Origin of the sequence: Benzoatithermus flavus (genome assembly GCF_037908215.1) — a bacterium.
GTDB lineage: Bacteria > Pseudomonadota > Alphaproteobacteria > Geminicoccales > Geminicoccaceae > Benzoatithermus > Benzoatithermus flavus.
This window is the reverse complement of record NZ_JBBLZC010000015.1, coordinates 1-25,630: the sequence shown is the minus strand read 5'-3', so window position 1 is coordinate 25,630 and position 25,630 is coordinate 1. Positions and strand designations below refer to the sequence as shown.

The 25,630-nt window shown below is 69.5% G+C and carries 24 protein-coding genes and 1 tRNA gene; 10 read left to right on the top strand and 15 right to left on the bottom strand.

Annotation, left to right across the window (positions count from 1 at the left end):
- Positions 1-14: 14 nt before the first annotated feature.
- The 4 genes from U1T56_RS15125 to U1T56_RS15110 are packed head-to-tail and all read right to left on the bottom strand — an operon-like array spanning position 15 to position 3,373.
- Entirely contained in the window at positions 15-1,442 is a 1,428-nt protein-coding gene (locus U1T56_RS15125; RefSeq protein ID WP_418160320.1) for an amidase, read from the bottom strand.
- A gap of 13 nt (positions 1,443-1,455) precedes the next feature.
- Complete coding sequence (locus U1T56_RS15120; protein ID WP_418160319.1) at positions 1,456-1,734, bottom strand: hypothetical protein; 279 nt, start codon at positions 1,732-1,734, stop codon at positions 1,456-1,458.
- Between the two features lie 59 nt (positions 1,735-1,793).
- The gene (locus tag U1T56_RS15115) at positions 1,794-2,588 is read right to left on the bottom strand and encodes an ABC transporter ATP-binding protein (RefSeq protein WP_418160318.1); all 795 of its coding nucleotides are present in this window, start codon (positions 2,586-2,588) and stop codon (positions 1,794-1,796) included.
- On the bottom strand, positions 2,585-3,373 hold the full coding sequence (locus U1T56_RS15110; protein WP_418160317.1) for an ABC transporter permease: 789 nt from the start codon (positions 3,371-3,373) through the stop codon (positions 2,585-2,587). Before U1T56_RS15110 ends, U1T56_RS15115 begins: the two co-directional genes overlap by 4 nt.
- A gap of 241 nt (positions 3,374-3,614) precedes the next feature.
- Between U1T56_RS15110 and U1T56_RS15105 the strand changes: the two genes are divergently transcribed.
- Genes U1T56_RS15105 through U1T56_RS15095 form a run of 3 tightly spaced genes read left to right on the top strand, consistent with a single transcriptional unit; the run spans position 3,615 to position 6,120 of the window.
- Entirely contained in the window at positions 3,615-4,667 is a 1,053-nt protein-coding gene (locus tag U1T56_RS15105) for a methionine ABC transporter ATP-binding protein (protein WP_418160316.1), read from the top strand.
- On the top strand, positions 4,648-5,307 hold the full coding sequence (locus tag U1T56_RS15100) for a methionine ABC transporter permease (protein WP_418160315.1): 660 nt from the start codon (positions 4,648-4,650) through the stop codon (positions 5,305-5,307). Before U1T56_RS15105 ends, U1T56_RS15100 begins: the two co-directional genes overlap by 20 nt.
- A gap of 33 nt (positions 5,308-5,340) precedes the next feature.
- Complete coding sequence (locus tag U1T56_RS15095; protein WP_418160314.1) at positions 5,341-6,120, top strand: MetQ/NlpA family ABC transporter substrate-binding protein; 780 nt, start codon at positions 5,341-5,343, stop codon at positions 6,118-6,120.
- Positions 6,121-6,131: 11 nt separating this feature from the next.
- Here the strand turns inward: U1T56_RS15095 and U1T56_RS15090 are convergent, their stop codons facing one another.
- From U1T56_RS15090 to U1T56_RS15070, 5 genes are all read right to left on the bottom strand, one after another.
- Positions 6,132-7,094 (bottom strand): ABC transporter substrate-binding protein, encoded by a 963-nt coding sequence (locus tag U1T56_RS15090; protein ID WP_418160313.1) that lies wholly within the window; start codon positions 7,092-7,094, stop codon positions 6,132-6,134.
- A 102-nt stretch (positions 7,095-7,196) separates the two neighbouring features.
- Positions 7,197-8,294 carry an SH3 domain-containing protein gene (locus U1T56_RS15085; protein ID WP_418160312.1) on the bottom strand — a complete coding sequence of 366 codons (1,098 nt, stop codon included), beginning with the start codon at positions 8,292-8,294 and terminating at the stop codon, positions 7,197-7,199.
- 14 nt (positions 8,295-8,308) lie between these two features.
- On the bottom strand, positions 8,309-9,349 hold the full coding sequence (locus U1T56_RS15080; RefSeq protein WP_418160311.1) for a threonine aldolase family protein: 1,041 nt from the start codon (positions 9,347-9,349) through the stop codon (positions 8,309-8,311).
- A gap of 87 nt (positions 9,350-9,436) precedes the next feature.
- Positions 9,437-10,294: a c-type cytochrome gene (locus tag U1T56_RS15075; RefSeq protein ID WP_418160310.1), complete on the bottom strand. Its 858-nt coding sequence runs from the start codon at positions 10,292-10,294 to the stop codon at positions 9,437-9,439.
- A 6-nt stretch (positions 10,295-10,300) separates the two neighbouring features.
- Positions 10,301-10,759 carry a c-type cytochrome gene (locus U1T56_RS15070; RefSeq protein ID WP_418160309.1) on the bottom strand — a complete coding sequence of 153 codons (459 nt, stop codon included), beginning with the start codon at positions 10,757-10,759 and terminating at the stop codon, positions 10,301-10,303.
- 133 nt (positions 10,760-10,892) lie between these two features.
- Here U1T56_RS15070 and U1T56_RS15065 point away from each other — a divergent pair, with 133 nt between their 5' ends.
- A complete protein-coding gene (locus U1T56_RS15065; protein ID WP_418160308.1) occupies positions 10,893-11,627 on the top strand; it encodes an HAD family hydrolase in 735 nt (244 codons plus the stop codon).
- An 18-nt stretch (positions 11,628-11,645) separates the two neighbouring features.
- On the opposite strand, the gene ftsH is transcribed toward U1T56_RS15065, so the two are convergent.
- The 4 genes from ftsH to U1T56_RS15045 form a co-directional block, all read right to left on the bottom strand.
- Positions 11,646-13,451, bottom strand: a complete 1,806-nt coding sequence (ftsH, locus tag U1T56_RS15060; protein ID WP_418160307.1) for an ATP-dependent zinc metalloprotease FtsH — start codon at positions 13,449-13,451, stop codon at positions 11,646-11,648.
- A gap of 236 nt (positions 13,452-13,687) precedes the next feature.
- Positions 13,688-15,898 (bottom strand): PAS domain-containing protein, encoded by a 2,211-nt coding sequence (locus U1T56_RS15055; protein WP_418160306.1) that lies wholly within the window; start codon positions 15,896-15,898, stop codon positions 13,688-13,690.
- A 295-nt stretch (positions 15,899-16,193) separates the two neighbouring features.
- Positions 16,194-16,269, bottom strand: a tRNA-Ala gene (locus tag U1T56_RS15050).
- A 75-nt stretch (positions 16,270-16,344) separates the two neighbouring features.
- Positions 16,345-16,734, bottom strand: a complete 390-nt coding sequence (locus tag U1T56_RS15045; protein ID WP_418160305.1) for a TIGR02300 family protein — start codon at positions 16,732-16,734, stop codon at positions 16,345-16,347.
- Positions 16,735-16,894: 160 nt separating this feature from the next.
- Between U1T56_RS15045 and aroA the strand changes: the two genes are divergently transcribed.
- From aroA to lhpI, 6 genes are all read left to right on the top strand, one after another.
- Positions 16,895-18,229, top strand: a complete 1,335-nt coding sequence (gene aroA, locus U1T56_RS15040) for a 3-phosphoshikimate 1-carboxyvinyltransferase (RefSeq protein WP_418160304.1) — start codon at positions 16,895-16,897, stop codon at positions 18,227-18,229.
- Positions 18,226-18,882 (top strand): (d)CMP kinase, encoded by a 657-nt coding sequence (gene cmk, locus U1T56_RS15035; RefSeq protein ID WP_418160303.1) that lies wholly within the window; start codon positions 18,226-18,228, stop codon positions 18,880-18,882. Before aroA ends, cmk begins: the two co-directional genes overlap by 4 nt.
- Before the next feature lie 90 nt (positions 18,883-18,972).
- Positions 18,973-20,694: a 30S ribosomal protein S1 gene (gene rpsA / locus U1T56_RS15030; RefSeq protein WP_418160302.1), complete on the top strand. Its 1,722-nt coding sequence runs from the start codon at positions 18,973-18,975 to the stop codon at positions 20,692-20,694.
- Positions 20,695-20,848: 154 nt separating this feature from the next.
- On the top strand, positions 20,849-21,136 hold the full coding sequence (locus tag U1T56_RS15025; RefSeq protein WP_418160301.1) for an integration host factor subunit beta: 288 nt from the start codon (positions 20,849-20,851) through the stop codon (positions 21,134-21,136).
- Between the two features lie 44 nt (positions 21,137-21,180).
- Entirely contained in the window at positions 21,181-21,537 is a 357-nt protein-coding gene (locus U1T56_RS15020) for a lipopolysaccharide assembly protein LapA domain-containing protein (protein WP_418160300.1), read from the top strand.
- A gap of 11 nt (positions 21,538-21,548) precedes the next feature.
- Positions 21,549-22,493 carry a bifunctional Delta(1)-pyrroline-2-carboxylate/Delta(1)-piperideine-2-carboxylate reductase gene (lhpI, locus tag U1T56_RS15015; protein ID WP_418160299.1) on the top strand — a complete coding sequence of 315 codons (945 nt, stop codon included), beginning with the start codon at positions 21,549-21,551 and terminating at the stop codon, positions 22,491-22,493.
- 238 nt (positions 22,494-22,731) lie between these two features.
- Here the strand turns inward: lhpI and U1T56_RS15010 are convergent, their stop codons facing one another.
- The gene (locus U1T56_RS15010) at positions 22,732-23,310 is read right to left on the bottom strand and encodes a biliverdin-producing heme oxygenase (RefSeq protein ID WP_418160298.1); all 579 of its coding nucleotides are present in this window, start codon (positions 23,308-23,310) and stop codon (positions 22,732-22,734) included.
- Positions 23,307-25,436, bottom strand: coding sequence for a histidine kinase dimerization/phosphoacceptor domain -containing protein (locus tag U1T56_RS15005; protein ID WP_418160297.1), 2,130 nt, complete (start codon positions 25,434-25,436; stop codon positions 23,307-23,309). The genes U1T56_RS15010 and U1T56_RS15005 overlap by 4 nt, the downstream gene beginning before the upstream one ends.
- Between the last annotated feature and the right edge of the window lie 194 nt (positions 25,437-25,630).

Below are 25,630 nucleotides of genomic sequence, written 5' to 3'. Positions count from 1 at the left end.
CCGCCCCGAATCGCTCAGCTGTGCGGGTCGATCGGCGTCTTCGGGCTCACGCCCAAAAGGTCTTCCAGCATCGCCGCGGCAGCGAGCAGCTTCGCCTCGCCGCGCGGCGGGCCCACGATCTGCAGCCCCACCGGCAGCCCGCTTCCGGTGAAGCCGCAGGGCAGCGAAAGCGCCGGGCAGCCGGTGAGCGTGATGGCGTAGGTGATCGCGATCCAGTCGACATAGCTCGGGAAACGATGGCCGTTCAGCTCCTCGAGATAGCGGGTCTCGCAGGCGAAGGGCGGCACGATCGCGGCCGGGCAGAGCAGGAGGTCGTGGTCCTCGAAGAACCGGGCCGTGCTCCGCTGCAGCTCGCCGCGCTCGCGCTCGGCCCGGCCGATCGCGGCGGCGTCGAGCTGCAGCCCGTGCTCGATGTTCCAGATCACCTCGGGCTTGAGGAGATCGCGGTGCCGCTCGAGCAGCGGCGCCTTCGTGGCCGCGAACCGAGCGGCGCGAAGGGTCGTGAACACCTCGGTAGCGCGCTTGAGATCGGGCGAGCCGTCCACGACCTCGGCCCCGAGCTCGCCGAAGCGCCGGGCGGCGCTGCGGCAGATCGCGGCCACCTCCGCATCCACCGGCGTGATGCCGCCGAGATCGGGGCTGAACGCCACCCGCCGGAGAGCCACCGGGCGCTCGACGGCTTCCGCGAAGGACGTGACCGGTGCTGCGAAGCTCAAGGGATCGCGCGGATCGAACCCTGCCATCGTGTCCAGGAACAGCGCCAGATCGCGCACGTCGCGCGCCATCGGGCCCTCGACGGAGAGCGTGTCGAACGGCAGCGCCGCCGGCCCGCTCGGCACCCGGCCGGGCGAGGGCCGCAGGCCCACGACCCCGCAGAACGATGCCGGCGTGCGCAAGCTGCCGCCGAGGTCGGAGCCGTCGGCGAGCCACGCCATGCCGGTCGCGAGCGCCACCGCCGAGCCGCCCGACGAGCCGCCGCAGGTGAGCGCTCGATTCCACGGGTTGCGCGTGACGCCGAACACCTCGTTGAAGGTATTGGCCCCGGCGGCGAACTCGGGCGTGTTGGTTTTGCCGAGCACGATGCCGCCCCTGGCCTCGATCCGCTCGACCTCGTAGGCCGACCGCTCGGGCACGTGGTCCTCGAAGATCGGCGAGCCGAACGTCGTGCGCACGCCCGCGACCTCGACCATGTCCTTGATCAGCACCGGCAGGCCGGCGAGCCGGCCACGACGGTCCTCGGGCTCGCCCTCCTCCATGAGCCGCAGCGCATGGGCGCGGGCGCGCTCGGGGCAGAGCGTCGGCACGGCGTTGACCAGAGGATCGACCGCCGCGATGCGCGCAAGAGCGGCATCGATCAGCTCGAGCGGCGAGATCTCGCCCCGCTCGAGCAGCCGGACGACCGTGCGGGCCGGAAGACGGATCGGGTCGGAAGGAGTCGGCATGGTGCGGTCTCCGTCAGAACAGCCGGTTCCACGGCAGTGTCGACCGCTCGCGGCAGAGGAAGGTGGTGGTGTGCCGCGTGCCCTCGACGTGATCGCCGAAGAGCTGGGGCGGTGCCTGCCACTGGTTGCAGTAGAAGGTGGCCTGATCGAAGACCCGCGCCAGCTTCGTCTGGCGTGCGTCCCAGCTATAGGTCACGCGCGGGCCTTCGGCCGAAACGATCCTGGCACCCGTGCAGCCCGTGAGGGCAGCGAGACAGGCGAGAGAGGCCAGAAGGCCCGTGGTCTTGCGCATGGCGACAGAAGATTCCCGTTTCGCGGCTGCCCGCAGATCGCGGCAAGCGCGGGGCCGCGTCAAGCCGCATCCATCCCCGCCGCCCGGAGCGCTTCGACCCGGATCTCCTCGGTGAGCCGGGCCTTGAGCTCCTGGAACTCGGGCGAGGTCTTCATCCGGTAGTTTCTCGGATGCGGCAGCGGAATCGGCACCTCCGCCTTGATCCGGCCGGGTCGGGCGGTGAACACGACCACCCGGTTCGCCATGAAGATCGCCTCCTCGATGTCGTGGGTGACGAACAGGACGGTCTTCCGGTCCTGCTCCCAGATGCCGAGCAGCAGCTCCTGCATGAGGGCACGGGTCTGGTTGTCGAGCGCCCCGAACGGCTCGTCGAGCAGCAGGATCGCGGGATCGTTGGCCAGCGCCCGCGCCAGCGCCGTCCGCTGCTGCATCCCGCCCGAGAGCTGCTTCGGGTAGTGGTTCCGGAAGGCCTCGAGGCCCACGCGGCGGAGATAGAGCTCGGTGATCCGCTCCCGCTCGGGCCTGGGCACGCCGCGTTCGCGCGGGCCGAAGGCGATGTTCTCGGCGACGGTGAGCCAGGGGAAAAGCGTGTAGCTCTGGAACACCATGCCCCGGTCGCGGCCCGGGCCCCGGATCTCGTGCCCGTCGAGGAGCACACGGCCGGTTGTCGGCCGGTCGAGCCCGGCCACGATCCGAAGCAGCGTCGACTTCCCGCAGCCCGATGGCCCCAGGATGGTGATGAAGTCGTTGTCGGCCACCCCGAGATCGACGGGCTCCAGTGCCTGCACGGGTGCTCCGCCGCGCAAGGGCGCGAAGGTACGCGACACGCCTTCCACGACCAGCCGGTCCGTCACAGCCGGCTCCAGGGGAACAGCGCCCGGTTCAGGGCCTTGAACAGGAAGTCCGAGACGAGGCCGATGCAGCCGATGACGATGATGCCGAAGATGATCTGGCCGGTGTTGAGGAGAGCCTGGCTGTTCGTGATCATGTAGCCGATGCCCGAGGAGGAGCCGATCAGCTCGGCGACGATGACGTAGGTCCAGGCCCAGCCCAGGACGAGGCGCAGGATCTCGGCGATCTCCGGGGCACTCGCCGGCAGCAGCACGCGGCGGACCAGGCTGCGGTCGGTGACACCCAGCGTGTAGGCGGCCTCGACGAGATCGCGTCGCGTGTTGCCGACCGTCACCGCCACCATGAGAATGATCTGGAACACCGAACCGATGAAGATCACGAGGAGCTTCTGGGTCTCGCCGATTCCGGCCCAGAGGATCAGGAGCGGGATGAAAGCCGAGGCGGGGAGATAGCGCGCGAACGAGACCGCGGGCTCGAAGAAGGCCTCGATGGCCTTGTAGGCGCCCATGGCGATGCCGAGCGGCACGGCGACGAGGGCCGCCAGCACGAAGCCGCCGACGACGCGCCAGACCGTGATCCCGATGTCCCACAGAAAGCCGAACTCGATGAGGAGCAGCCAGCCCTCGTGCGCCATCTGCCACGGGCTCGCGAGGAAGGTCGGCGAGACGAGGCCCAGCGCGGTGGCGGCCCACCAGGCGAGCACGAACAGGACGAAGAACGCCGTGCCCAGCGCCACGCGGATCGCGGGCGGGACGGGCTCCAGGGGCTTCAGCGGGCTGCGCGGCATGGGCGTCTTATCGCACCATCGGCCAGGGAACCGCCAGCGTCGCGGCCGGTCGGTTCCCGTGCATGGCGGCCTTGCAGGAACGTGTGTGGTGCCGGCCGGCGAGGGACCTACTTAAGGCGCGCCTCCGGGCGGCGCCGATTTGATCCTTAGATTGCGGGCGCCTTAGAAATGCGGCTAAAGCGAGGGGTGCCTCCGCACCGCCCGGCTGAAGCTGCGGCGGTGTCGTCGTTTTCGGGCATCCATGATCCAGCTTTCCGGCATCGAGAAGACCTTCTCCGGCAAGAGGCCGGGCGAGACCCTGCGTGTCCTCGCCGGCATCGACCTCGAGATCGCGCAGGGGGAGATCTTCGGCATCATCGGTCGCAGCGGTGCCGGCAAGAGCACCCTGCTCCGCACCATCAACCTGCTCGAACGCCCGACCAGGGGGCGCGTCGTCGTCGAGGGGGTGGATCTCACGGCCCTCGATCCGCGCGGCCTCGAGACCGCGCGGCGCTCGATCGGCATGGTGTTCCAGCACTTCAACCTCCTGTCGTCGCGCACCGTGCTGGGTAACGTGGCCCTGCCGCTCGAGCTGCAGGGCAGGCGCCGGCAGGAGATCCTGGCCGAGGTCATGCCGCTCCTCGAGCTCGTGGGCCTCGCCGACAAGCGGGACGCCTATCCCGCGACACTCTCGGGCGGCCAGAAGCAGCGGGTCGGCATCGCGCGTGGGCTCGCGAGCCGGCCGCGCGTGCTGCTGCTCGACGAGGTGACGAGTGCCTTGGACCCCGAGACCACGCGGCAGATCCTGGCCCTGCTCGCCGACATCAACCGCCGCCTCGGCCTCACGATGGTGCTGATCACCCACGAGATGGCGGTGATCAGAGCACTCTGCGATCGCGTTGCCGTCATCGAGGCCGGGCGGATCGTCGAGCAGGGCGACGTGGCCGAGCTGTTCACGACCCCCCGCCATCCCGTCACACGGAGTTTCGTCGAGGCCGAGCTCGGGCTGGAGCTGCCGACCGATCTCACCTTGCGGCTCGTGGAGGGACCTGCGGCCGAAGGTGCGGATGCGCTTTTGCGCGTCACCTTCCGCGGGCCCGCCGCCAACGAGCCCGTGATCGCACGGATCGCGCGGGAGGCGGGGACGGATCTCAACATCGTCTTCGCCCGTGTGGAGCACGTCCGCGAGCGCCCGGTGGGTGTCATGGTCGTCGAGGTCGCGGGCGGACCCGAGGTCAGGGATCGCGTCGTGGCGCGGCTCCGCTCCCTGGGCCTCGGCGTGGAGGTGAAGGGTCATGTGGTCCCAGCTCACTAGCCTGCTCGCGGCCGCCACGCTCGAGACGCTCTACATGGTCGCGGTGGCGGTGGTGCTCGGCACGATCATGGGGCTGCCGCTCGGCGTGCTCCTCGCCACGACCGGCCGCGGCGAGATGCTGGAGAGCCCGGCCTTCCAGCGCATCGCCGGGGCGATCGTCAATATCGGCCGCTCGCTGCCGTTCATCATCCTCGTGGTCGCGATCATCCCGTTCACGCGGCTTCTGGTCGGCACCACCATCGGCACCACGGCCGCCATCGTCCCCCTGACGCTCGGCATCGTGCCGTTCATCGCCCGCGTGGTCGAAGGGGCCGTGCGCGAGGTCGATCCGGGGCTGATCGAGGCCGCGCGCGCCATGGGGGCGCGGCCCTGGCAGGTGGTGACGAAGGTGCTCCTGCCCGAAGCGCTGCCGGGCCTGATCCACGGGCTCACGCTGACCATCGTCACGCTGATCGGCTACTCCGCCATGGTGGGAGCCGTGGGCGGCGGGGGGCTCGGCGATCTCGGCATCCGCTACGGCTACCAGCGTTTCCGCCCCGAGGTGATGCTGGCCGTGGTCGTGCTGCTGGTCGTCATGGTCCAGCTCGTCCAAGCCGCAGGCGACCATCTCGCACGGCGCGTGAACCGCCGCGCTCGCTGATCGTTCTTTCCCATCGACATCGAGGAACTGAACATGCTGCGTCTTGTCAGTGCCGCCCTGATGGCGGCTCTTCTGGCCGTGCCCGCCTTCGCGGCGCAGACGGTCAAGATCGGCGTTTCCGCCGGGACCCACGAGCAGGTGATGGAGGTCGTGCGCGACATCGCCAAGGAGAAGGGGCTCGACCTCGAGATCATCACCTTCTCGGACTACATCCTGCCCAACCAGGCCCTGGCCTCGGGCGACCTCGACGCCAACTCGTTCCAGCACGAGCCCTATCTCGACCAGCAGATCCAGGATCGCGGCTACGACCTCGTCGCGGTCGCGAAGAACTTCATCGAGCCCATGGGGGTCTATTCCAGGAAGTACAGAAATCTCGAGGATCTGCCGGCTGGCGCCCAGGTGGCGATCCCGAACGATCCCTCGAACGGTGGCCGGGCGCTGCTGCTGCTGCAGCAGAAGGGGGTCGTCAAAGTCGATCCCTCGCGTGGCCTCACGCCGGGCATCCTCGACATCACCGAGAATCCGAAGAAGCTCGCCTTCGTCGAGATCGACGCGGCCCAGCTCCCGCGAGCGCTCCAGGATGTGGACGCCGCGGCGATCAACACGAACTACGCGCTCGAGGCCGGGCTCAACCCCTTGAAGGACGCGATCGCGATCGAATCGCCCGAGAGCCCCTACGCCAACCTCATCGTCGTGCGTCGCGGCGACGAGAACAAGCCCTGGGTCAAGACGCTGATCGAGTCCTACCAGAACGACAAGGTGCGCCGGTTCATCGAGGACACCTTCGAGGGGGCGGTGGTCCCGGCCTTCTGAGGCCGCCCGCCTCACTCGATGAAGCGGGTGTCGATGATCGAGGCGGTGTCGGGCACTCGGCGGATGATGCCGAGCTCCAGGAGGAGCTCGGCCGCCTCCTCGCTGAAGCTCTGGATCTCGCCGGCGAAGAACCTGCGGTTCGCCTCGCGGTCCTGCCAGCGCAGGTACTTCGCCGATTCCCCGAACTCCTCGGCGGTCTGCTTCACGTCGGCCCCCATGATCTTGTAGGCTTTCTCCTTGTCCTCTCCGATCAGATCGAGCGCCTCGAAGTAGGAATCGGCCAGAGCCTTCGCCGCCTCGGGATGCTCGTCCAGGAACTTGGGCGTGCAGCCGAACGTGTCCATGATCATCGGGTAGTCGAGCGTGGTGGCGATGATCTTGCCGGCCTCGGGCTTGGCGCGCACCGCCGAGAGATAGGGCTCGTAGGTCATGGCGGCGTCGTTCTGGCCGGCGATGAAGGCCTGCGCCGCCGCCGCGGGCTCGAGGTTCACGACCTTCACGTCCTTCACCGAGAGCCCGTTCTTCTTGAGGAACCAGGCGAGCGTGAAATAGGGTGCCGTCCCCGGTGCGGAGGCCGCCACCGTTTTCCCCTTGAGGTCTTTGATGGAAGCGATGTCGTTGCGCACGACCATCCCGTCCGCGCCATAGGACTTGTCGAGCTGGAAGATCTGCTTCGTCGCGACACCGTTGGCGTTCCACACGATCCAGGTCTCGACCGTGGTAGCGGCGCACTGGACGTCCCCGGACGCGATGGCGAGGTGGCGGTCCTTCTGCGGAATCTTCTTGAGCGTCACATCCAGGCCGTGCTTCTGGAAGATCCCGGCCTCCTTCGCCAGCGTCAGCGGCGCGAAGCCGGTCCAGCCCGAGAGCCCGATCGCGACCGGGGTCGCGGGCTTGTCGGCGGCCTTCGCCACCCCCGCTGCCGTGAGCCCCAAGGCCACGGCTGCCATGCACACGAGCGCACGCCCGACCATCTGCTGCCTCCTTCTCCTCGGGACGCCTCCCTCCCGCAGGGCCATCGATGCACGACCGGGCGGGCGGCAGCAAGCCCGCTGCGGCGGCTGCCTGCCCGGCGCTCAGCAGGCGCGATAGGAGAGGGTGCCGATCGGCCGGCTCTCGCCGGGCAGGGTCAGGGGCTCCTCGCGCCGGCACTTGCCGGTGGGCCGCGGCTGCATGCCCAGTGCCAGCACGGGCTGGCCCTCGCCCGGCAGCGGGCGCGCGTCCTTCGCGAGCGTCCGATAGCTGGCGGGCTTCCCGCCCGCTACGGGTGCGATGCACTCGAGCCGCTGCCCGCGCCCGTTCGCGAGCCGCACGCCCGCCATGCCGTGGTTCATGGGCCAGGCCTTGGTGATGGAGACGGGCTTGGTCGGCGTGGCGTCGAAGCAGGCGCGGATCGCCGGCATCAGCTCGACGGCACGGCGCGACCAGTCCTCGAGTGCCTCGTCCGCCGAGGACGCCTTTCCCGCGGATGCCGGAGCCGGCGCAGCGACGGTATCTTCTGCCGCCACGAGGAGATCGCCCCTGATCCAGCCCGGTCCGTCGAGACCATCCGCCGTGATCCGGTACCAGACCTGCCCGTCCACCCGGCGCGCTTCGGCGACGGTCGCCTCGGCGCCGCCGGGAAGCCTCGCCGCCACCTTGCTGTCCTTGGCACCGGGCTCCTTACGGACGTTGATGCGCTCGCCCGCAGCGCCGCGTACCCGCGCCCTGGTGCCGGCAGCGAGATCGGCGGCATCGGCCGCGGTGCCCGCGGCATCGGCGGAAGGCCTCGCGGCTTCGGCAGTGCGTGTGCCGATGCTGCAGCAGCCGACCAGCACCCTGGGTCCGGGCAGGGAGACGATCGCGGCGTGCGAGCCGGTGCGGCCGTCCTTGTCGTCGATGCACGCACCCTTGATGATCGTGGCGACGAGGTCGCCCGGCTCGTCGCTCGCCCGGCCGCGCCAGACCACCACACCCTCGGCCGTGAGGCTGGTGGCGGTCCCGGTGAGGCTCCGGCCCTTGCCGTGATCGAGCGCGAGGACCGCGCTGCCGCCGCTGCCGCTGATCTCCCATGCCGGGTCGTCGCCGCGGCAGAGGAAGCCCTCGGCGGCGAGCGCAGGTGTCCAGGGGGCGAGCAGCGCGGCCGCGAGCAGGATCGTACGGGCGGAAGCCGCCCGGCTTCGGCGCCGGAACATGCGAGGGGCCTCCTTCAGGGAGCGGCGAGCGCGGCCGCTGCGATGCGGAGCGCTTCCTCGACCGCGTTCTCGGGCAGGTCGAGATGGAACACCGCGCGGACCTTGTCGGCGCCGGCCGGGAGCATGCGCAGGCCCTGCTTCCAGCAGCGCTCGACGAAAGCGGCGGCCGGCATCGCCGTGACGCGGAAGATCACGATGTTGGTCTGCACCGTGCCGGGATCGATCCCGATCCCGGAGAGCGCCGCGAGCCCTGCCGCGAAGGCCCGGGCGCGGGCATGGTCGACCGCGAGCCGGTCGCGATGGTGGTCGAGCGCATGGAGCGCTGCCGCCGCGAGGATGCCGGCCTGGCGCATTCCGCCGCCGAACATGCCGCGAAAGCGTCGTGCGCGCTCGATGAAGACGGCACTGCCCGCGAGCGCCGAGCCCACCGGCGCGCCGAGGCCCTTGGAGAAACAGACGCTGACACTGTCGGCGTGCGCCGCGAATTCCGCCTCGCGCCGCCCGCTCGCGACCGCGGCGTTCCAGAGCCGCGCCCCGTCGAGGTGGACCTTGATCCCGTGCTCGTGGGCGAGCCTTGCCACGGCCGCCATCGTCTCGACCGACCAGACCGTGCCGCCGCCGAAATTGTGCGTGTTCTCGAGGCAGACGAGCTTCGTCGGCGGGAAGATGCCGGCCGGCATGTAGCGGCTCGGCACGCGGACGAAAGGGCGCAGATCGTCGGCGTCGAACACGCCCGCGGCGCTCGGGATCGTGCGGATGGTGAGGCCGGAGAGCGCCGCCGGCGCCCCGCGCTCGACGTGGACGATGTGCGCCGCCGCCTCGGCCAGAATCTCGTCGCCGGGTTCGGTGTGGCAGCGCAGCGCCACCTGGTTCGCCATGGTGCCGGAAGGAACGAAGAGGGCCGCTTCCTTGCCGAGGAGCTCCGCGGTGCGCCGCTCGAGCGCCGCCACGGTCGGATCCTCGCCGTAGACGTCGTCGCCGACCTCGGCCGCGGCGATGGCGGCGCGCATCGCCGGCGTGGGGCGGGTCAGGGTGTCGCTGCGCAGGTCGATCATGGGCTCTCCGCTCCCGCCGCTGGGCGAGGATCGCCGGGGAGAAACCCGCAAACCGGGTCCGTCGTCAAGCGAGCGCGCGGTCGCTCCTCAGCGCGCCGGAGGCAGGCTCTTCAGGTAGGTGGCGATCGCCCGCAGATCCTCGTCCGGCAGCGGGCTCGTGTTGTTCTTGACCACCTTCGCCATGTCGGAGCCCACGAAATCGCCGTCTGGGGTCATCCCGAGCTTGAGCAGCGTCACGATGTCGTCCTCGCTCCACTTGCCCAGGCCCACCGCGGGATCGCCCGTGATGTTGGGCACCTTCTCCTTGCCGAGCTGCGCACCGGTGAAGGCGCGATCCGCCTCGGGCACACCCAGGGCGTTGCGCGGCGTGTGGCACTCGCCGCAGTGGCCGAAGCCCTGCACGAGATAGGCGCCACGGTTCCAGGCAGCGTCGCGGGCAGGATCGGGCTCGAAGCGGCCGGGCGCGAAGAACGCCCACTGCCAGAACCGCATGGCCCAGCGCTGGTTGTAGGGAAACGACAGCTCGTGCGGCCGGCTCGCCTGCTTCACCGGCGGGATCGTGTCGAGATAGGCCTTGAGCGCCTTCAGGTCCTCCTCGCTCACCTTGGTGTAGGAGGTGTAGGGGAAGGCGGGGTAGTAGGGCTCGCCCTCGGGCGAGACGCCCTCGTGCATGGCGCGGATGAAGTCGGCCTCGCTCCAGCCGCCGATCCCGGTCTCGGGATCGGGCGTGATGTTGGGCGGATAGAACGTGCCGAACGGGGTGTTGATCGGATCGCCGCCGGCGAGGAGCGGGCCGTCCTTCCTGGTATGGCAGTCGGTGCAGCCGCCGATGTGGAAGAACAGCTCGCCCTTTTTGACGAGGTCCGGATCGGCGGCGCTGGCGGCAGACGCACCCGCCAGCACCGGGAGAGCCACGGCGAGGACGCCGGCGACGATCCGCTGCATGGTACCTTACGACGACTTCTTCTTGCGGAAGGTCTCGTGGCAGCCGCCGCAGCCGTTCTTGCCGAGCTCGCCGAAGGCGGCGAGGGTGGCCTGCTTGTCGCCCGAGCCCGCGGCGCTCGCGAGCTTGGCCGCGAGGCTCTGCATGTTCCTGGCCTTGGCCTCGAACTCGTCCCACTGCTGCCAGATGACCGGCAGCGCCTCGCTTTCCCCCTGATTGGTGCCTTGCGGGAACACGGACGGGATGTGGTCGGCCCTGGCCGCGATCTCCTTGGCCGCGGCCTCGGCGTCGGTGAGCGTGCCCTTGTTCTCGGCGACGACACCCTTGACGATGGTCATCTGCTTGCCGAAGCCCTTCATCAGGGTCTCGCGCTCCTTGTAGACGCCCTCCTTCTCGGCGGCGACCGCCCCGCCGATGCCGAGGGTCAGGAGTCCCAGCGCGGCAAACCCGAGCCATCCACGTCGCATGCGCATCTTCTCCCCTTGTGTCCGAAGCATTTCCGGGCGTTTCTCGAACGGCGGCGGCCACCTCTAACGACCACACCGTCCCGCCGCCTGCAACCGAAGCGGCTCACGGCCGCGATGACAAGGAAGTGAGCGGTTGTCCACCTCTTCCGATAGAATCGCTCCCCGCCCGCGCGGCGTGCTGTTCGACAAGGACGGCACGCTGATCGATTTCCGCGCCACCTGGGTCCCGGCCTATCGTGGGGTGGCCGCCGAGCTCGCCAGGCACCTCGGCGGCGGCACGGCGCTCGAGCATCGCCTGCTGGCCCGTTTGGGCTACGACGTGCCGTCCGACACGTTCGCCGAGGACAGCCCGCTCCTGTGGGCCACGAACGACGCCATCGCCGCGCACTGGGCGGCGACACCGGAGGTGGCCCACGGGCTCGACGTGCACGAGATCGTGCAGCGGCATTTCTCCGATCTCGAGCGCTACCCGCCGCGGCCGGTGGGCGACCTCCCCAGCCTGTTCGCCCGGCTGCGCGGCCGCGGCCTCGTGCTCGGCATGGCGACCATGGACGACACCGCGGTGGCGTACGCCACCCTGACCCGGCTCGGAATCGCGGACCGGCTCGACTTCGTCGTGGGGGCCGATGCCGGCCACGGCGAGAAGCCCGGCCCCGGCATGGTGCTGGCCTTCTGCGCCGCCTGCGGGCTCGAGCCCGCCGAGGTGATCGTCGTCGGCGACACCCCGGCCGATCTCCTGATGGCGAGGCGTGCCGGCTGTGCTCGCGCCATCGCCGTCCGCACCGGTGCCACACCCTTGCACCGCGTCGCCGATCTCGCCGATCATGTGCTGCCGAGCGTGCAGGAGATCGAGACCGTCCTCGACTGAGCGCGGACGGCACCCCGCTCAGGCCGCGATCGATGTCGCTCTGGGCGCGTGGACCATGGCCATGATCTCCTGGCCGGGAATGGTCTCGCGCTCGAGAAGCGCCTGGCTCAGCTCGTCGAGGAGATCGCGGCGCGCGAGCAGCATGGCCTTGGCCTCCTCGTAGGCGCGGGCGATCTTCTCCTTGACCCGGCGATCGATGGCGCGACGGGTCTCCTCGCCGAGCGGGATCGGCTCGCCGGTGCGATGGTCGGTCTCGACCGCGCGCACGAGACCGATCTCCTCGTCCATGCCCCATTCGGTGATCATCTTGCGCACGAGCCGGGTCGCCTGGTCGATGTCGCCCGCCGCACCGGCGGTGACGGCGTCCTCGCCGAACACGATCTCCTCCGCCGCCCGGCCGGCCATGGCGACGATGAGGTCGGCCTCGAGCTTCCTGCGGCTGACCGAGATCCGGTCGCGCTCCGGCAGGCGCACCACCATGCCAAGGGCACTGCCGTGCGGCACGATCGTGGCCTTGTGGATCGGATCGCTGTCGGGAAGCAGCGCCGCGGTGAGCGCGTGCCCGGCCTCGTGGTAGGCGGTGAGCCGGCGCTCCTCCTCGCTCATCACGAGCGAGCGGCGGGCGAGGCCCATGATCGAGCGGTCGATGGCGTGCTGCAGGTCATGAGGCTCCACCGCCACCCGGCCGGCGCGCGCCGCGGCCAGGGCCGCCTCGTTCATCACGTTGGCGAGGTCGGCACCCGAGAAGCCCGGCGTGGCGCGCGCCACCATGAAGAGATCGACCAGCCGCGACAGGCGTACCTTGGCGGCATAGAGCTGCAGGATGCGGAAGCGGCCGGCGAGGTCGGGCAGCGGCACGTCGATCCGCCGGTCGAAGCGGCCGGGGCGCAGGAGCGCCGGATCGAGCACGTCCGGGCGGTTGGTGGCGGCGATGACGATGACGCCGCCGGTGCCCTCGAACCCGTCCATCTCGACCAGGATCTGGTTCAAGGTCTGCTCGCGCTCGTCGTTGCTACCGGTGCCGGAGGCGCTGCGCCGACGGCCGACCGCGTCGATCTCGTCGATGAACACGATGGCGGGTGCCACCTTCTTCGCCTGCGCGAACAGCTCGCGCACGCGCTTGGCGCCCACGCCCACGAACATCTCGACGAACTCGGCGCCCGAGGCCGCGAAGAACGGCACCCCGGCCTCACCGGCGACGGCGCGCGCGATCAGGGTCTTGCCGACGCCGGGACTGCCCGCGAGCAGCACCCCTCGCGGGATCTTGGCGCCGATCGCGGCGAAGCGGCTCGGGTCCTTGAGATAATCCACGAGCTCGCTGAGCTCGGCCTTCACCTCGTCGATCCCCGCCACGTCGTCGAACCGCACGTTGGTCGCACGCATCGTGGGGCGGCGGGACTGCGGACGCGCCACGGCCCCGTGCGTGCGCTGGTAGATCCAGACCATCACGCCGGCGAGTAGCAGAGCCGGCAGCCAGGTGAGCACGATGCCCAGGAGGTCGATGCCGGGCTCGGCCACCGTCACGACGGCGCCGATCCTGAGCAGGCGGGGGATCAGCGTGGCATCGTCCGGCGCCGTGGCGACGATGCGCTGACCGTTGTCGAGGATGGCGCGGACCTTGGAGCCCTCGATCGTGGCCTCGAGCACGTGCTCGCTCTCGATCTCGGCATGGAGGCGCGAGTAGGGAACGGTCTCGAATGTGGGCGCGGAAGCGGCGGGGAACAGCGTGTTGGCTGCGACCATGCCCAGAATCACGCACACGAAGAACACGGCGAGATACCGTAGGAACCCGTCGAAGCCGTTCCTGCCACGGGGGTCGGGCATCCAAGTTCTCCGCACACGAGCCTGTCGGCGGGACGAGGGATGAGGCGGCGGAGGATCGCGCTCGGCCGGGTGATCCGAAGATCGGCACTCCCCGGCTCGTCGCACGATGTGTCCCCTGCGGCCCTTCCATCCGGCTGCCTCTCGCCATGGTGGACCAGATGAGGTCTTTTATCGAGCCGATTCTGATACCAGAATGCGACTTCGTGGCCCGTCTATAACGATTGCGGCGCGAGAATTCAGCGCACGGCCGGATGGAAGGGCTGCCTCCTGTCGAGAACCCGATCGAGCGGCAGCACCAGCCGGCAGACGAGCCCGGCAGGATCCCAGTCCAGATGGACCTGCCCGTGATGCTGCCGTGCTATCATCCGGGTGAGCAGCCGCGTGCCGAAGCCCTGGCGGGTCGGGGGCCCGACCGGCGGACCGCCCCATTCGCGCCAGCGGATCTCGAGCGCAGGCTGCCCCGGTGTGGCGGTCACGGACGCGGTAAGCTCCACCCCGCCCTCGGGCACCGAGAGAGCGCCGTACTTGCTCGCGTTGGTCGCGAGCTCGTAGAGCGCCAGGGCCAGGCTCTGCGCCGCCCGTGCCGCGACCGGCAGGCTTTCGACCTGGGTGCGCACCCGGCGTCCGTCCGCGAGATCCAGGGGCTCGAGGGTCTGATGCACGAGCTCGCGCAGGTCCACCCCGCGCCAGCCATGTGCCGTGAGCTTGCCCTGTGCTGCCGCGAGCGCCCCGAGGCGTCCGTTGAAAGCCTGCAGGAACGTCGGCACCGTCTCGGAGCGGGCGGCCGTCTGATGCGCGATCGCCTGCACCACGGCCAGCAGGTTCTTCACGCGGTGATTGAGCTCGCGCAGCAGGATCTCGCGCTGCTCCTCGGCCAGCTTGCGCTCGGTGATGTCGATCGCGGCCCCGGTGAGCCCGATCACCCTGCCGGCCGTATCGTGGCGTGGCTCGGCGTGGAGCTCGAGAATGCGCGTTCCTTCGGGCAACGCCAGCGTCACCTCGGCCGTCTCGGTGCTGCCCGCGAGCACGCGGCGCTTGAACGCCTCGAGCGGAGCGGCGACCTCGGGACCGAAGAGTTCGGCGTCCGTCCGGCCGAGCATCTCCGCAGGGTGCATGGGAAGGTTCGGGTTGTGCGTCCAGCGGTAGCGGAGATCCCGATCCTGCTCGAAGAGCGCCACTGGCGCCGATGCCAGGGCCAGACGGAGACGCTGCTCGTTCTGCCGCAGCGCTTCCAGCGCCAGCACGGACTCGGTGATGTCCGAGACGATGCCGGCGAGCCGCACGGAGCGGCCGGCATCGTCCCGCATCACGAAGGCACGGTCACGGACATGAAGCCAGCGGCCGCTTTGGTGTCGCATGCGGTACTCGAGCGAGAAGCTCGTGCTGCCGCACGAGGCGGACATCTCCTCCAGCGTGCAGCTCAGATGGGCGCGGTCGTCGGGATGGACGCGCTCCATCCACCAGCGCGCATCGACCTCGTGCAGATCCTCCGGTAGGCCGAGCAGCGTCGCTATCTCTCCCGACAGGCTCAGGCGGCCGCTGGCGAGATCGTGCTCGTAGACGATACCGTGCATGGCGGCGAGCGCCAGGCGATGCCGCTCCTCGCTCGCGCGCAGCGCCGATTCGGCCTCCTTGAGCGCCGTGACGTCCATGGCGACGCCGAGGGTCGACGACGGCGCTCCGGCCCCGTCGCGGCGGACACGGGCCTTCACCCGGAACCAGCGGATCGCGCCGTCGGCACAGCGCACCCGGAACTCGGCCTCTATACCGGGGATTTCTCCTGCGAGCATCGCCTCGCGCTGCTCGATCAGGGCGGGTCGATCCTCTTCGAGCACGAAGGCGATGAGCTCGTGGATGCTGCCCTCGAACCGGCCGGGCGGCAGCCGCAGGAGCTCGGTGAACGCTTCCGGCCGGATCAGACGGTCCGTGCCGATCTCCGTCTCCCACACTGCCATGTTGCCGGCGGCGAGCGCGAGCGAGGCCCGCTCCTGCTCGTGTGCGAGCATCGTCTCCGCCTGTCGGCGCGCGGTGCGCTCGTGATGGAGCGCCGTCTCGGCGGCTGCTGCCTCGGCCAGATCGGCGACCGCGGCGAGGTCTTCCTCCGACCAGCCTGCAGCACCGTCATCGAAGGCGCAAAGAACGAGCGGCATGTCGCCGGCATCGACCGGCAGCGGCACGGCGAGGCAGGCACAGCCGCCGGATCCGTCGACGGCTTGAGCGGCAGGAGCTTCCGGCAGGGTGGCGAGCGCTACCGGCCCGCGCTCGAGGAGGGCCCGCTTCACGAGCCGGTCCACGAGCGCCGGATCGGCTGCGGGCATGTCGTCGGCGGCCGCGATCGCGACGCGGCTGCCGTTCGGGCGGCAGACGGCCACGGCACGTGCCCGCAGCAGGCGGCGAGCGAGACGGGCGAACCTCGCCCAAGGCGCCGGCGGCAGCGCGGTCGGCATCGGCGTCGGATCGTACGGACCGTCGCCAGCCGCTGCCTCGCCGCTGCCCGACGACGATACACGACTCTCGTCTCTGTCGAGTTCGTCCTGCTCGCTGTCGTGGCTCCACATCGGTCGACCGTCTGGAGATTGCACGGTCCTTCTACCCGAAACGGGACGGGTTGGGCGAGCCGACAGCGTGAAACGCGGCAAACCGCCACCCTCGGAGCAGCTCGGGCGTGTGAGGAACGGCGAAAAAGCGAAAGCCCGCCATATAGGGCGGGCTATCGTCGTGCGCCATTTAGCCGAGGGAATTTGGTGGAGCCGATCGGAGTCGAACCGACGACCTCCTGAATGCCATTCAGGCGCTCTCCCAACTGAGCTACGGCCCCACCGGTGCGCAGGCGGCTAGATAAGGAAGAAGGCCGGCCCGCGCAAGGGGAAATTTGCCCGGGCGCCAAGGACGATCAGCGCGGCTCCTCGTCGATGTCGCTGTCGATGACGTCCGACATGTCCTCGTCCTCGCCCAGCTCCGAGGCGTCCTCGATCAGGGCCTCGTCCTCGTCCTGGGCCTCGTCCTCGCTCTCGGCGATGACCTCGTCCTCCTCGACCTCCACCTCCTCCTCGAGCTCGGCATCGCTCTCGAGAAGCTCGGTGTCCTCGGGTGTGGTATCCTCCTCCTCGGCGGCGACCGTGGCGGTGCGCACGGCCGGGCGCGTGCGGCGGGCCCGGTTCAGGACCTCGAGGTCGAACACGGCGCCGCAGGCGGGGCAGATGATCGGGGAACGGCCGAAGTCGTAGAAGCGGGCGCCACAGCTCTGGCACGTCCGCTTGGTACCCCATTCCGGCTTGGCCAAAGGAGTTCTCCGGAAGACTGGTCGCAAGGCGAGCGGGGCAATTGCCATGATCGCCCCGACCTGTCAAAAGCAATTTCCGCGCGCGGTGGCACCGCGGCGCTCGCTGTCGCGCCCGCGGCGGCGAGGATCGAACGAGCCGGGCATCCATTAGGGCTAGAGCATGTTGTTGCGGGCGGCGCCGCATGGCGCTCTTTCCGGCGCGGTTGCGTTGCCGGGCGACAAGTCCATCTCCCATCGGTCGCTGATGCTGGCCGCCATGGCGGTAGGCGAGAGTCGGATCGAGGGCCTGCTCGAGGGCGAGGACGTGCTGGCCACCGCTCGCGCGCTCCGCGCCATGGGTGTGGAGGTCGAGCGCGGCGCCCCCGGCTGCTGGCGGGTCTGGGGGGTGGGTGTCGGCGGCCTCGCCGAGCCTTCGGACGTGCTCGACCTCGGTAACGCCGGCACCGGCGCGCGCCTGCTCATGGGGCTCCTCGCCGGCCACGCCTTCACGAGCTTCATGACCGGCGACGCTTCCTTGCGCTCGCGCCCGATGCGCCGCGTGATCGAGCCGCTCGCCCGCATGGGCGCCAGCTTCGTCTCGCGCAGCGGCGGCCGCCTGCCTCTGGCCGTGACCGGCCGCACCGATCTCCTGCCGATCGTCCACGAGAGCAAGGTCGCTTCGGCGCAGGTGAAATCGGCCGTGCTGCTCGCCGGGCTGCACGCGCCGGGCTCGACGACCGTGATCGAGCCGCTGCCTTCGCGCGACCACAGCGAGCGCATGCTGACCGCCATGGGGGCGACGATCGTGAGCGAGCCCACCGAGACCGGTGGTCGGCGGGTCACGATCACGGGCCAGCCCGAGCTCCGGCCGCAGAGCTTCGTGGTGCCGGGCGATCCGTCCTCGGCCGGCTTTCCGGCCGTGGCGGCAGCGCTCGCCGCCGGCTCCGAGGTCCGGCTCGAGCGCGTCGGCCTCAACCCCCTGCGCACCGGCCTCTATGCCACGCTCGTCGAGATGGGAGCGCGGATCGGGATCGAGAACGAGGCCGTAGCGGGCGGCGAGCCCGTGGGCGATCTCGTCGTCAGGGGCGGACCGCTCCGGGGAGTCGAGGTGCCGGCCGAGCGGGCGCCCACCATGATCGACGAGTATCCGATCCTCGCGGTGGCGGCCGCGTTCGCGGAAGGGGCGACGATCATGCGCGGCCTCTCGGAGCTCAGGGTCAAGGAAAGCGACCGCCTCGCGGTCATGGCCGACGGCCTCGCTGCCTGCGGTGTCGCCGTCGAGGTCGAGGGCGACGATCTCGTCGTCCACGGCGCGGCGCGCGTCCGGGGCGGCGCCCTGATCGACGCCAGGCTCGATCACCGCATCGCCATGAGCTTCCTCGTCCTCGGCGGACGGGCCGAGGCTCCGGTCACGGTGAAAGGGGCCGAGGCGATCGAGACCAGCTTCCCGGGCTTCGCCGAGCTCATGAACGGTCTGGGTGCGGAGATCACCGAGGTGAAGGAGAGCCTCGCATGAACCCCCATCTCGTCATCGCCGTCGACGGCCCGGCGGCCTCGGGCAAGAGCACGCTCGCCAAGCGCCTCGCCCTGCATTTCGGCCTGCGCTTCCTCGACACCGGCCTGCTCTATCGCGCCGTGGCCAAGGCCATGCTCGATCACGATCTCGATCCCGGTGATGCGGCGGCGGCGGTGCGCACGGCCGAGGAGCTCGAGGCCGAGGACGTCCAGCCCAACCGGCTCAAGGGCGAGGCCATCGGCCAGGGCGCCTCGAAGGTGGCGGCGGTGCCGGCCGTGCGCGCGGCCCTCCTGCCGTTCCAGCGCCGCTTCGCCGCCCGGCCGCCCGGTGCCGTGCTCGCCGGCCGCGACGTCGGCACGGTGGTCTGCCCCGATGCCACCTTCAAGCTGTTCGTGACCGCGAGCGAGGAGGAACGGGCGCGGCGGCGGTACGAGGAGTTGCGGCAGCGTGGGGAAGCGCCTATATACGCCGCAGTTCTGGCGGAGCTACGGGAGCGTGATCGCCGCGATTCGGATCGCGCGGTCGCGCCCATGCGTGTTGCCCCCGACGCCTGGGTGCTCGATTCGACCGGCCTCGATGCCGATGCGGCGTTCGAGGCGGCCCGGCGCTACATCGAGAGCCAGCTCGAGAGGCGGCATTCGTCCGTGGCCTGAGCCGACATCGATCCGTCAACCCCAACCCCAGCCGCCGTGGCTGGGCCGGGTGCGCTCGACAGCGAGAGAGCGTGCCTTCTAGGAGCTGGAATGCAGGAGACCACCCTAGCCACCGAGACCCGGGCTTCCCTGGACGAGTTCCAGGCGATGCTGGATGAGACCCTGGGCTCGAGCAGCCGTCTTGAAGGAACCGTCGTCCGGGGCACGGTCGTCGACATCGACGACGACGTGGTGGTGGTCGACGTCGGCCTGAAGTCCGAAGGCCGGATCCCGCTCAAGGAGTTCGCCGGCCCCGGCCAGACGCCCGAGGTCCGCGTGGGCGACGTGGTCGAGGTCTATGTCGAGCGGTTCGAGAACAAGAGCGGCGAGGTCGTCCTCAGCCGCGACAAGGCGCGCCGCGAGGAGAGCTGGAACCGGCTCGAGCGCGCGTTCAACGAGCAGAGCAAGGTCGAAGGCCACATCTTCGGCCGCGTCAAGGGTGGCTTCGCCGTCGATCTCGGCGGGGCGGTGGCCTTCCTGCCCGGCAGCCAGGTCGACATCCGACCCGTGCGCGACATCGGCCCGCTCATCAACAAGCCCGAGCCCTTCCTGATCCTCAAGATGGATCGCCGTCGCGGCAACATCGTGGTCAGCCGGCGCGCGGTGCTCGAGGAGAGCCGGGCGGAGCAGCGGAACGAGCTCCTCGCCACCCTCCAGGAGGGCCAGATTCTCGAAGGCGTGGTCAAGAACATCACCGACTACGGCGCGTTCGTCGACCTCGGCGGCCTCGATGGCCTGCTCCACGTCACCGATATCTCTTGGAAGCGCGTCAACCATCCGAGCGACGTGCTCCATGTCGGCCAGACCGTGCGCGTGCAGGTGATCCGCTTCAATCGCGAGACCCAGCGCATCAGCCTCGGCATGAAGCAGCTCGAGGCCGATCCGTGGGAGGGTGTGGAGCTCAAGTACCCGGTGGGTGCGAAGTTCCACGGCCGCGTCACCAACATCACCGACTACGGCGCCTTCGTCGAGCTCGAGCCGGGCGTCGAGGGCCTGGTCCACGTCTCCGAGATGAGCTGGACCAAGAAGAACGTGCACCCCGGCAAGATCGTGTCCTCGTCCCAGGAGGTCGAGGTCATGGTGCTCGAGGTCGATCCCGAGAAGCGGCGGATCAGCCTCGGCCTCAAGCAGTGCCTCGGCAACCCGTGGGAGCTGTTCCTCGAGCATCACCCGATCGGCTCGGTGGTCGAGGGCGAGGTCCGCAACATCACCGAGTTCGGTCTGTTCATCGGCCTCGAGAACGACATCGACGGCATGGTGCATCTGTCCGACCTCGACTGGGAGCTCCCCGGCGAGGAGGCGATCAAGAAGTACAGCAAGGGTGATGTCGTCCGCGCTCAGGTGCTCGACGTCGACGTCGAGAAGGAGCGCATCTCGCTCGGCATCAAGCAGCTCGCCGAGGATCCGTTCAAGGCCGCGATCGCCGGCATCAAGAAGGGTGATCGCGTCACCTGCACGATCCGCGAGGTGACGCCGGGCGGGGTCGAGGTCGAGACCACCTCGGGTGCGATCGGCTTCATCCGCAAGGCCGAGCTCGCCCGTGACCGCGACGAGCAACGCCCCGAGCGCTTCGCCCCCGGCGAGAAGCTCGATGCCAAGGTGATGAGCGTGGACGCGATCAACCGGCGTCTCACGCTCTCGGTCAAGGCGCTCGAGATCGAGGACGAGAAGCAGGCCATGGCCGAGTACGGCTCGTCCGACAGCGGGGCCAGCCTCGGCGACATCCTCGGCGCCGCCTTCCGGCAGAAGGCCGAGGAGCAGAGCAAGGGCTGAGCGGAACCGGACTTCGGTCGCCTTTTCCGGCGGGGCGGGGGCTTCGGGCTTCCCGCCCCGTTTGCTTGACGATCCCGCAACCCTTTGGCACTGTGGCGCAAATTGGTCCGTCCTCGCGGGCCGGCAGCGTGCGAATGGGCACCGGATCGCAGGCATGACGAAGTCGGATCTGATCAAGCGTCTGGCCGCCGCCAACCCTCACCTCTACATGCGCGACATCGAGCGGATCGTCAGCACGATCTTCGAGGAGATCAGCGCCGCCCTCGCCCGCGGCGACCGTGTGGAGTTGCGCGGCTTCGGCGCCTTCTCGGTGCGGGCCAGGGGCGGGCGGATCGGGCGCAATCCCCGCACCGGCGACGAGGTCGCGGTGCCGAACAAGGTTGTGCCTTACTTCAAAACCGGCAAAGAACTGCGCGAGCGCCTGAACGCGCTCGACGGATAGCCCGGCCGGCCGCCGCCGGACCGAACCCAGGGAGAGGGCGCTCGATGATCAAGCTGCTTCGCCTGCTGCTGGCACTCGTGGGCGTGATCGTCATCGTCGTGCTGGCGGTGGACAATCGAGCGCCCGTCCAGGTCGCCTTCTGGCCTCTGCCGTTCGACATCGAGGTCCCGCTCTACGGGGTGCTCCTGTTCGGCCTGATCCTGGGCGCGCTCTTGGGCGGCGTCGCGATGTGGCTGTCGAGCCTGAGCGACCGGCGCGAGGTGCGGGCGCTGCGCCGCCGGGTCCGCGCGGTCGAGTACCAGGAGAAGCTCCAGCGCGAGCGCAAGGAGCAGGAGATCCTGGAGCAGGCGCGGCGCAAGACCCAGGCGATCGCCATCGCCGCCCCGCGCAGCGCCGCCTGAGCGAGGCTCCCTTGCTGAAGGCGATCGACGCCGCCTCGGTCGAGACGGCTCTCCCTTATGCCCGCCTGATCGAGCGCCTGCGGGAGGGCTTCCGTGCCGCCGGCGAGACTCCGGTGCGGCACCACCATGCCGTGCCGCGGCCCGGGCAGGACCCCGCCATCCTGCTCCTGATGCCGGCCTGGCAGCCGGGCGACGTCACGGGTGTGAAGCTCGTCCACGTCGCGAGTGGCAACGAGGCCAAGGGCCTCCCCTCCGTCCAGGGTGTCTACGTCCTGTTCGACGGACCCACCGGCACCCCGCTCGCCGTCATGGACGGAACCGCGCTCACGGTCCGCCGCACGGCCGCCGCCTCGGCGCTCGCCGCCTCCTACCTGGCGCGGCCTGCGGCACGGGTCCTCACCATGGTGGGCGCAGGGGCCATGGCGCCCCATCTCGTGCGGGCTCATGCCGCCGTCCGGCCGGTCGCGGAGGTCCGCTTGTGGAACCGCTCCCGTCCGCGCGCCGAGGCCCTGGCGGCAGCGCTCGCGGGCGAGCCTTTCCGGGTGGCGGTCGTCGACGACCTCGAGGCCGCCGTGCGCACGTCCGACATCGTCGCCTGCGCCACCATGAGTCGCGAGCCGCTCGTCTGCGGCGCCTGGCTGGCACCCGGCACCCACCTCGATCTCGTCGGCGCCTTCACGCCCGAGATGCGCGAGAGCGACGACGAGGTGATGCGCCGGGGCGAGGTGTTCGTCGACACGCGCGCCGGTGCGCTGGCCGAGGCGGGCGACATCCTCCGCGCCATCGCCGCGGGTGCCCTCACACCCGAGCGCATCCGCGCCGACCTGTTCGAGCTCGTCCGCGGGCGGCACCCCGGGCGGCGCAGCGAGGACGAGATCACCGTGTTCAAGTCCGTGGGCTCCGCGCTCGAGGATCTGATCGCGGCCAAGCTCGTCCACGAGACGCTGGCGGGTTGACCCCGGCTGTCGGATCGTCTCCCCCTCGGGAATGTCGCCGACGGCAGACGCAATCGACCCGCCTCGTGGCGCTCGGGCCGGCACGGGCCACGTTCGTCCGGATGCAGCCGGAAGGCGGGCGAGCAAGGCGGAGCCTCGCCTCATGCGGGAAGGCCCGGGTGGGTGGCAGGCGGAAAGGTCGATTTTGTATGGTGTCCCTGAATCCCCGGCATTATCGGTCTCGAGAGGCGAAGCTGCGTCACGCGATGGTGGCAAGCCATGCGCGGAACTGGGCTGCAAATGCCGCGAACGTCAGTCTTGCGCCTTCGATTGCCGCCCGTTGCTCGTCGCTTCCGCAATCCAACCCGTCGAGCCATTCGACGAATGTGGCCCAGCATCTTTCCCCACTTCGATGGTCGAGGAAGGCAACAGGAGCATCCGGCTGAGCCGTCGTCACGTGCCGCAGCAAGATCGCCCCACCCAGCCGCGAGCCCTCGAGAACGTAAAGGGCGCCGATTCTCTGTGCCGGGGAGGCTAGATCGGGCACGTCGGCAGGCTCCGGCAAGGTTCGCCCGAGTGCCGCAAGATCCTCCGCGAGTGCCCCGGCGCGGCGGCGTTGCGGCCATCGTGGAGGCACCGGCCCCTTATCGAGCAGATTTTCCAGCGCCGGGATCAGCGAAGCGTGTGCGGACAGGAATGCCGCATAGCCCGACCGGCTTGCCAGATCGAACTTGGTGCCGAGAGCATCGAGCACCCGATGATCGGCTGTCGTCGCGACCCGAAGGATCTGTCGCAACCCGCTTTTGCCCGCGTGAATCGGCGCCTCGTCCCGCATCATGACTCGATGGGCACGGTCACGACGGCCCCGAAGCCGTCCGGGCTGTCGTCGTAGTCGAGCATTCCCTTGAGCTGCCCTACCGTCGCGGCGATCATGCGACTGCCGAAGCCGCTGCTGCTGCGCACCGCCTGCCGTCCTCGACCTTCGTCCTTCACTGAAAGGCGCAGCTTGGTGTGGTGGCGCTCCAGCCGGACCTCGATGGGGCCGGGTGATCCTCCGTAAGCATACTTGCTCGCGTTGAGCACGAGTTCCGTCATGACCAGCCCGATCGACATCGCTTGCCTGCCTGCAACGAGGAGCGGCGCGAACGCGGACGTGATGAACGGTTGCCACTCCCTGCCGAGGGCGGTGCGCAGATCGTCGAGCAGCTCGCGAAGATATTGACCGAGATCGATGATGTCATGCTGGTCGGCGCGGTAAAGCCGCCGATGCACCAGCGCAACGGCCGACAGGCGGGCCTTGGCTTCGTTGAGATGGTCAGCCACCGGCCCCGGGCCTGCCTCGTGTGCCTGCAACGAGAGATAGGAGCTGATGATCTGCAAGGAATTCTGGACGCGGTGATCGATCTCCTTCATGAGCAGATTCTTCTGCTGAAGCAGGGCATCTCGCTCGATCAGCGCTGCGTGCAGCTCGCCATTGAGACGACGGATACGGCGGTTGATCCGGGCTTCGGCGAACGCTCGTCCTATCCGGCGGGCCGCATCGATCTCTTCCACCGTCCAGGCCCGGGAGCGGCCCCGCACCGTCTCGACCCAGGTCGCAAAGGACGCGCGCGGGGTCAGAGGTCGGTCGTCGTCGGAAACTGCCGGCTCGTGCGGGTTGCCGGCCCAGCGCACGGTCTCCGGCTCCTCGGCCCGGAACCAGAGCAGGGCCTGCCCCTCGTCGGCGAGCGGCAGCATCAGCAGCCCGCTCGCCTGTTCCGGCCAGGACGCGGCAGGATCGTAGAGACGGGAAAGACTTCGGGTGGCCCATGGCTCGGTGGGCGACCTTGCGAGCGCCCATGCCGTCAGATCCGCCATCGCGGACGGCTCGGGACCGACGCCGTGCGGTTGCGCCTTGCCGCCGGCCACATAAGCGAAGCCGTCGGCGCGAAGCAGTCGGCACAAGCGCGTGCCGAGATCCTGAAAGATCCGCTCGGCGCTCCTTTCGTCGGAAAATTCTGTCGCCATCTCGTCTATGGCCGATCTCAGCCTGAGCCGTTCGTCATAGGCTGCAGCCTGCTCCATGGCTTGAACCTGCCGGGCCAGGGCGTTCGCGAGCGCCGTGCCGGCAACGGCCACGTCACGCGGCAGACGGCGCGGGCTGGCATGGTGGCAGGCAACCAGCCCCCACAGCACGCCGTCGCGCACGATCGAGAAAGATGCGGCTGCCGCAACCTCCATGTTGCGCAGATATTGCAGGTGAACAGGTGAAACGCTGCGCAAGCCGACGTCGCTCAGATCGAGCAGTTCAAATCCCGAAGGCCGCAACGGAGCGGGCACGTAGTCGACATCCGGGATGGAACGGACACGGTTGCGTACGTAAAGCGCGCGGGCCTGACGGGGAATATCGCTGCCGGGAAAATGATGATGCAGAAAGCTCGCCAGCTCCGGCTCGCGGTCCTCGGCGATCACCTGCCCGGCTTCGTCATCCACGAAACGGTAGATCATGATCCGGTCGAACCCGGTCAGGGCACGAAAGGCGATCGCCGCCCGCTCGCACAGCGTGGTGATATCGCCCGATTGCTCGAACGAGCGTGCGAACCCATCCAGCCGACCGAGCAACGACACGGCCTCGATGGGCTGCGGATTGATGGGATCGAGCTCCACGACGAGGTATTCGCCCGCGCGGTGCGCCACGGCGTCGAATATCTCGCCATGACCCCGAACTCTCCGCTCGAGAACCACGGTGGTCGCGTCTGCAGGTAGGCTGGCGAGCTGCGGCGCGACTTCCTGAGCGAGCAGCAAATCCAGCGGCTGGCCTAGCCAGTAAGGCTTGAGGCGCTCCTCCAGGGCTCCTGCCCCTGCCTGCACGAGATGCGAAAGCGCATCCGCCACGAGCAGCAGGCCATGCGGCTGGATCGATCCCGGAATGTGGATCGGCTCGCGATCGCAAGCCGTCAGGTCGAGATTTTCAACGTGCCCCACTTGCTGCCTGCCCGATGAAGCCTTCCCAGAACCCTTACTCCTTCCTCGAGAATCCCCACATCGACGATCTTCTTGCAACAAGGACAGAAAACCTATACTCTGGGGCGCATGGTCCAGGCGCTCGCTTCCGCGTTCCCGCAGCCGACCCGCCGCCTGCTCGCGGCGGCGCTGCTCGGCCGCCGCCGGCCCGCCAA

Coding starts and splice junctions, on each gene's coding strand:
- U1T56_RS15095 (WP_418160314.1), top strand. CDS start 5,341: ATGCTGCGTCTTGTCAGTGCCGCCCTGATGGCGGCTCTTCTGGCCGTG.
- U1T56_RS15025 (WP_418160301.1), top strand. CDS start 20,849: ATGACGAAGTCGGATCTGATCAAGCGTCTGGCCGCCGCCAACCCTCAC.
- U1T56_RS15080 (WP_418160311.1), bottom strand. CDS start 9,349: ATGATCGACCTGCGCAGCGACACCCTGACCCGCCCCACGCCGGCGATG.
- U1T56_RS15070 (WP_418160309.1), bottom strand. CDS start 10,759: ATGCGACGTGGATGGCTCGGGTTTGCCGCGCTGGGACTCCTGACCCTC.
- ftsH (WP_418160307.1), bottom strand. CDS start 13,451: ATGCCCGACCCCCGTGGCAGGAACGGCTTCGACGGGTTCCTACGGTAT.
- U1T56_RS15120 (WP_418160319.1), bottom strand. CDS start 1,734: ATGCGCAAGACCACGGGCCTTCTGGCCTCTCTCGCCTGTCTCGCTGCC.
- U1T56_RS15085 (WP_418160312.1), bottom strand. CDS start 8,294: ATGTTCCGGCGCCGAAGCCGGGCGGCTTCCGCCCGTACGATCCTGCTC.
- U1T56_RS15020 (WP_418160300.1), top strand. CDS start 21,181: ATGATCAAGCTGCTTCGCCTGCTGCTGGCACTCGTGGGCGTGATCGTC.
- U1T56_RS15105 (WP_418160316.1), top strand. CDS start 3,615: ATGATCCAGCTTTCCGGCATCGAGAAGACCTTCTCCGGCAAGAGGCCG.
- cmk (WP_418160303.1), top strand. CDS start 18,226: ATGAACCCCCATCTCGTCATCGCCGTCGACGGCCCGGCGGCCTCGGGC.
- U1T56_RS15125 (WP_418160320.1), bottom strand. CDS start 1,442: ATGCCGACTCCTTCCGACCCGATCCGTCTTCCGGCCCGCACGGTCGTC.
- U1T56_RS15090 (WP_418160313.1), bottom strand. CDS start 7,094: ATGGTCGGGCGTGCGCTCGTGTGCATGGCAGCCGTGGCCTTGGGGCTC.
- U1T56_RS15055 (WP_418160306.1), bottom strand. CDS start 15,898: ATGCCGACCGCGCTGCCGCCGGCGCCTTGGGCGAGGTTCGCCCGTCTC.
- aroA (WP_418160304.1), top strand. CDS start 16,895: ATGTTGTTGCGGGCGGCGCCGCATGGCGCTCTTTCCGGCGCGGTTGCG.
- U1T56_RS15110 (WP_418160317.1), bottom strand. CDS start 3,373: ATGCCGCGCAGCCCGCTGAAGCCCCTGGAGCCCGTCCCGCCCGCGATC.
- U1T56_RS15075 (WP_418160310.1), bottom strand. CDS start 10,294: ATGCAGCGGATCGTCGCCGGCGTCCTCGCCGTGGCTCTCCCGGTGCTG.
- U1T56_RS15010 (WP_418160298.1), bottom strand. CDS start 23,310: ATGATGCGGGACGAGGCGCCGATTCACGCGGGCAAAAGCGGGTTGCGA.
- rpsA (WP_418160302.1), top strand. CDS start 18,973: ATGCAGGAGACCACCCTAGCCACCGAGACCCGGGCTTCCCTGGACGAG.
- U1T56_RS15100 (WP_418160315.1), top strand. CDS start 4,648: ATGTGGTCCCAGCTCACTAGCCTGCTCGCGGCCGCCACGCTCGAGACG.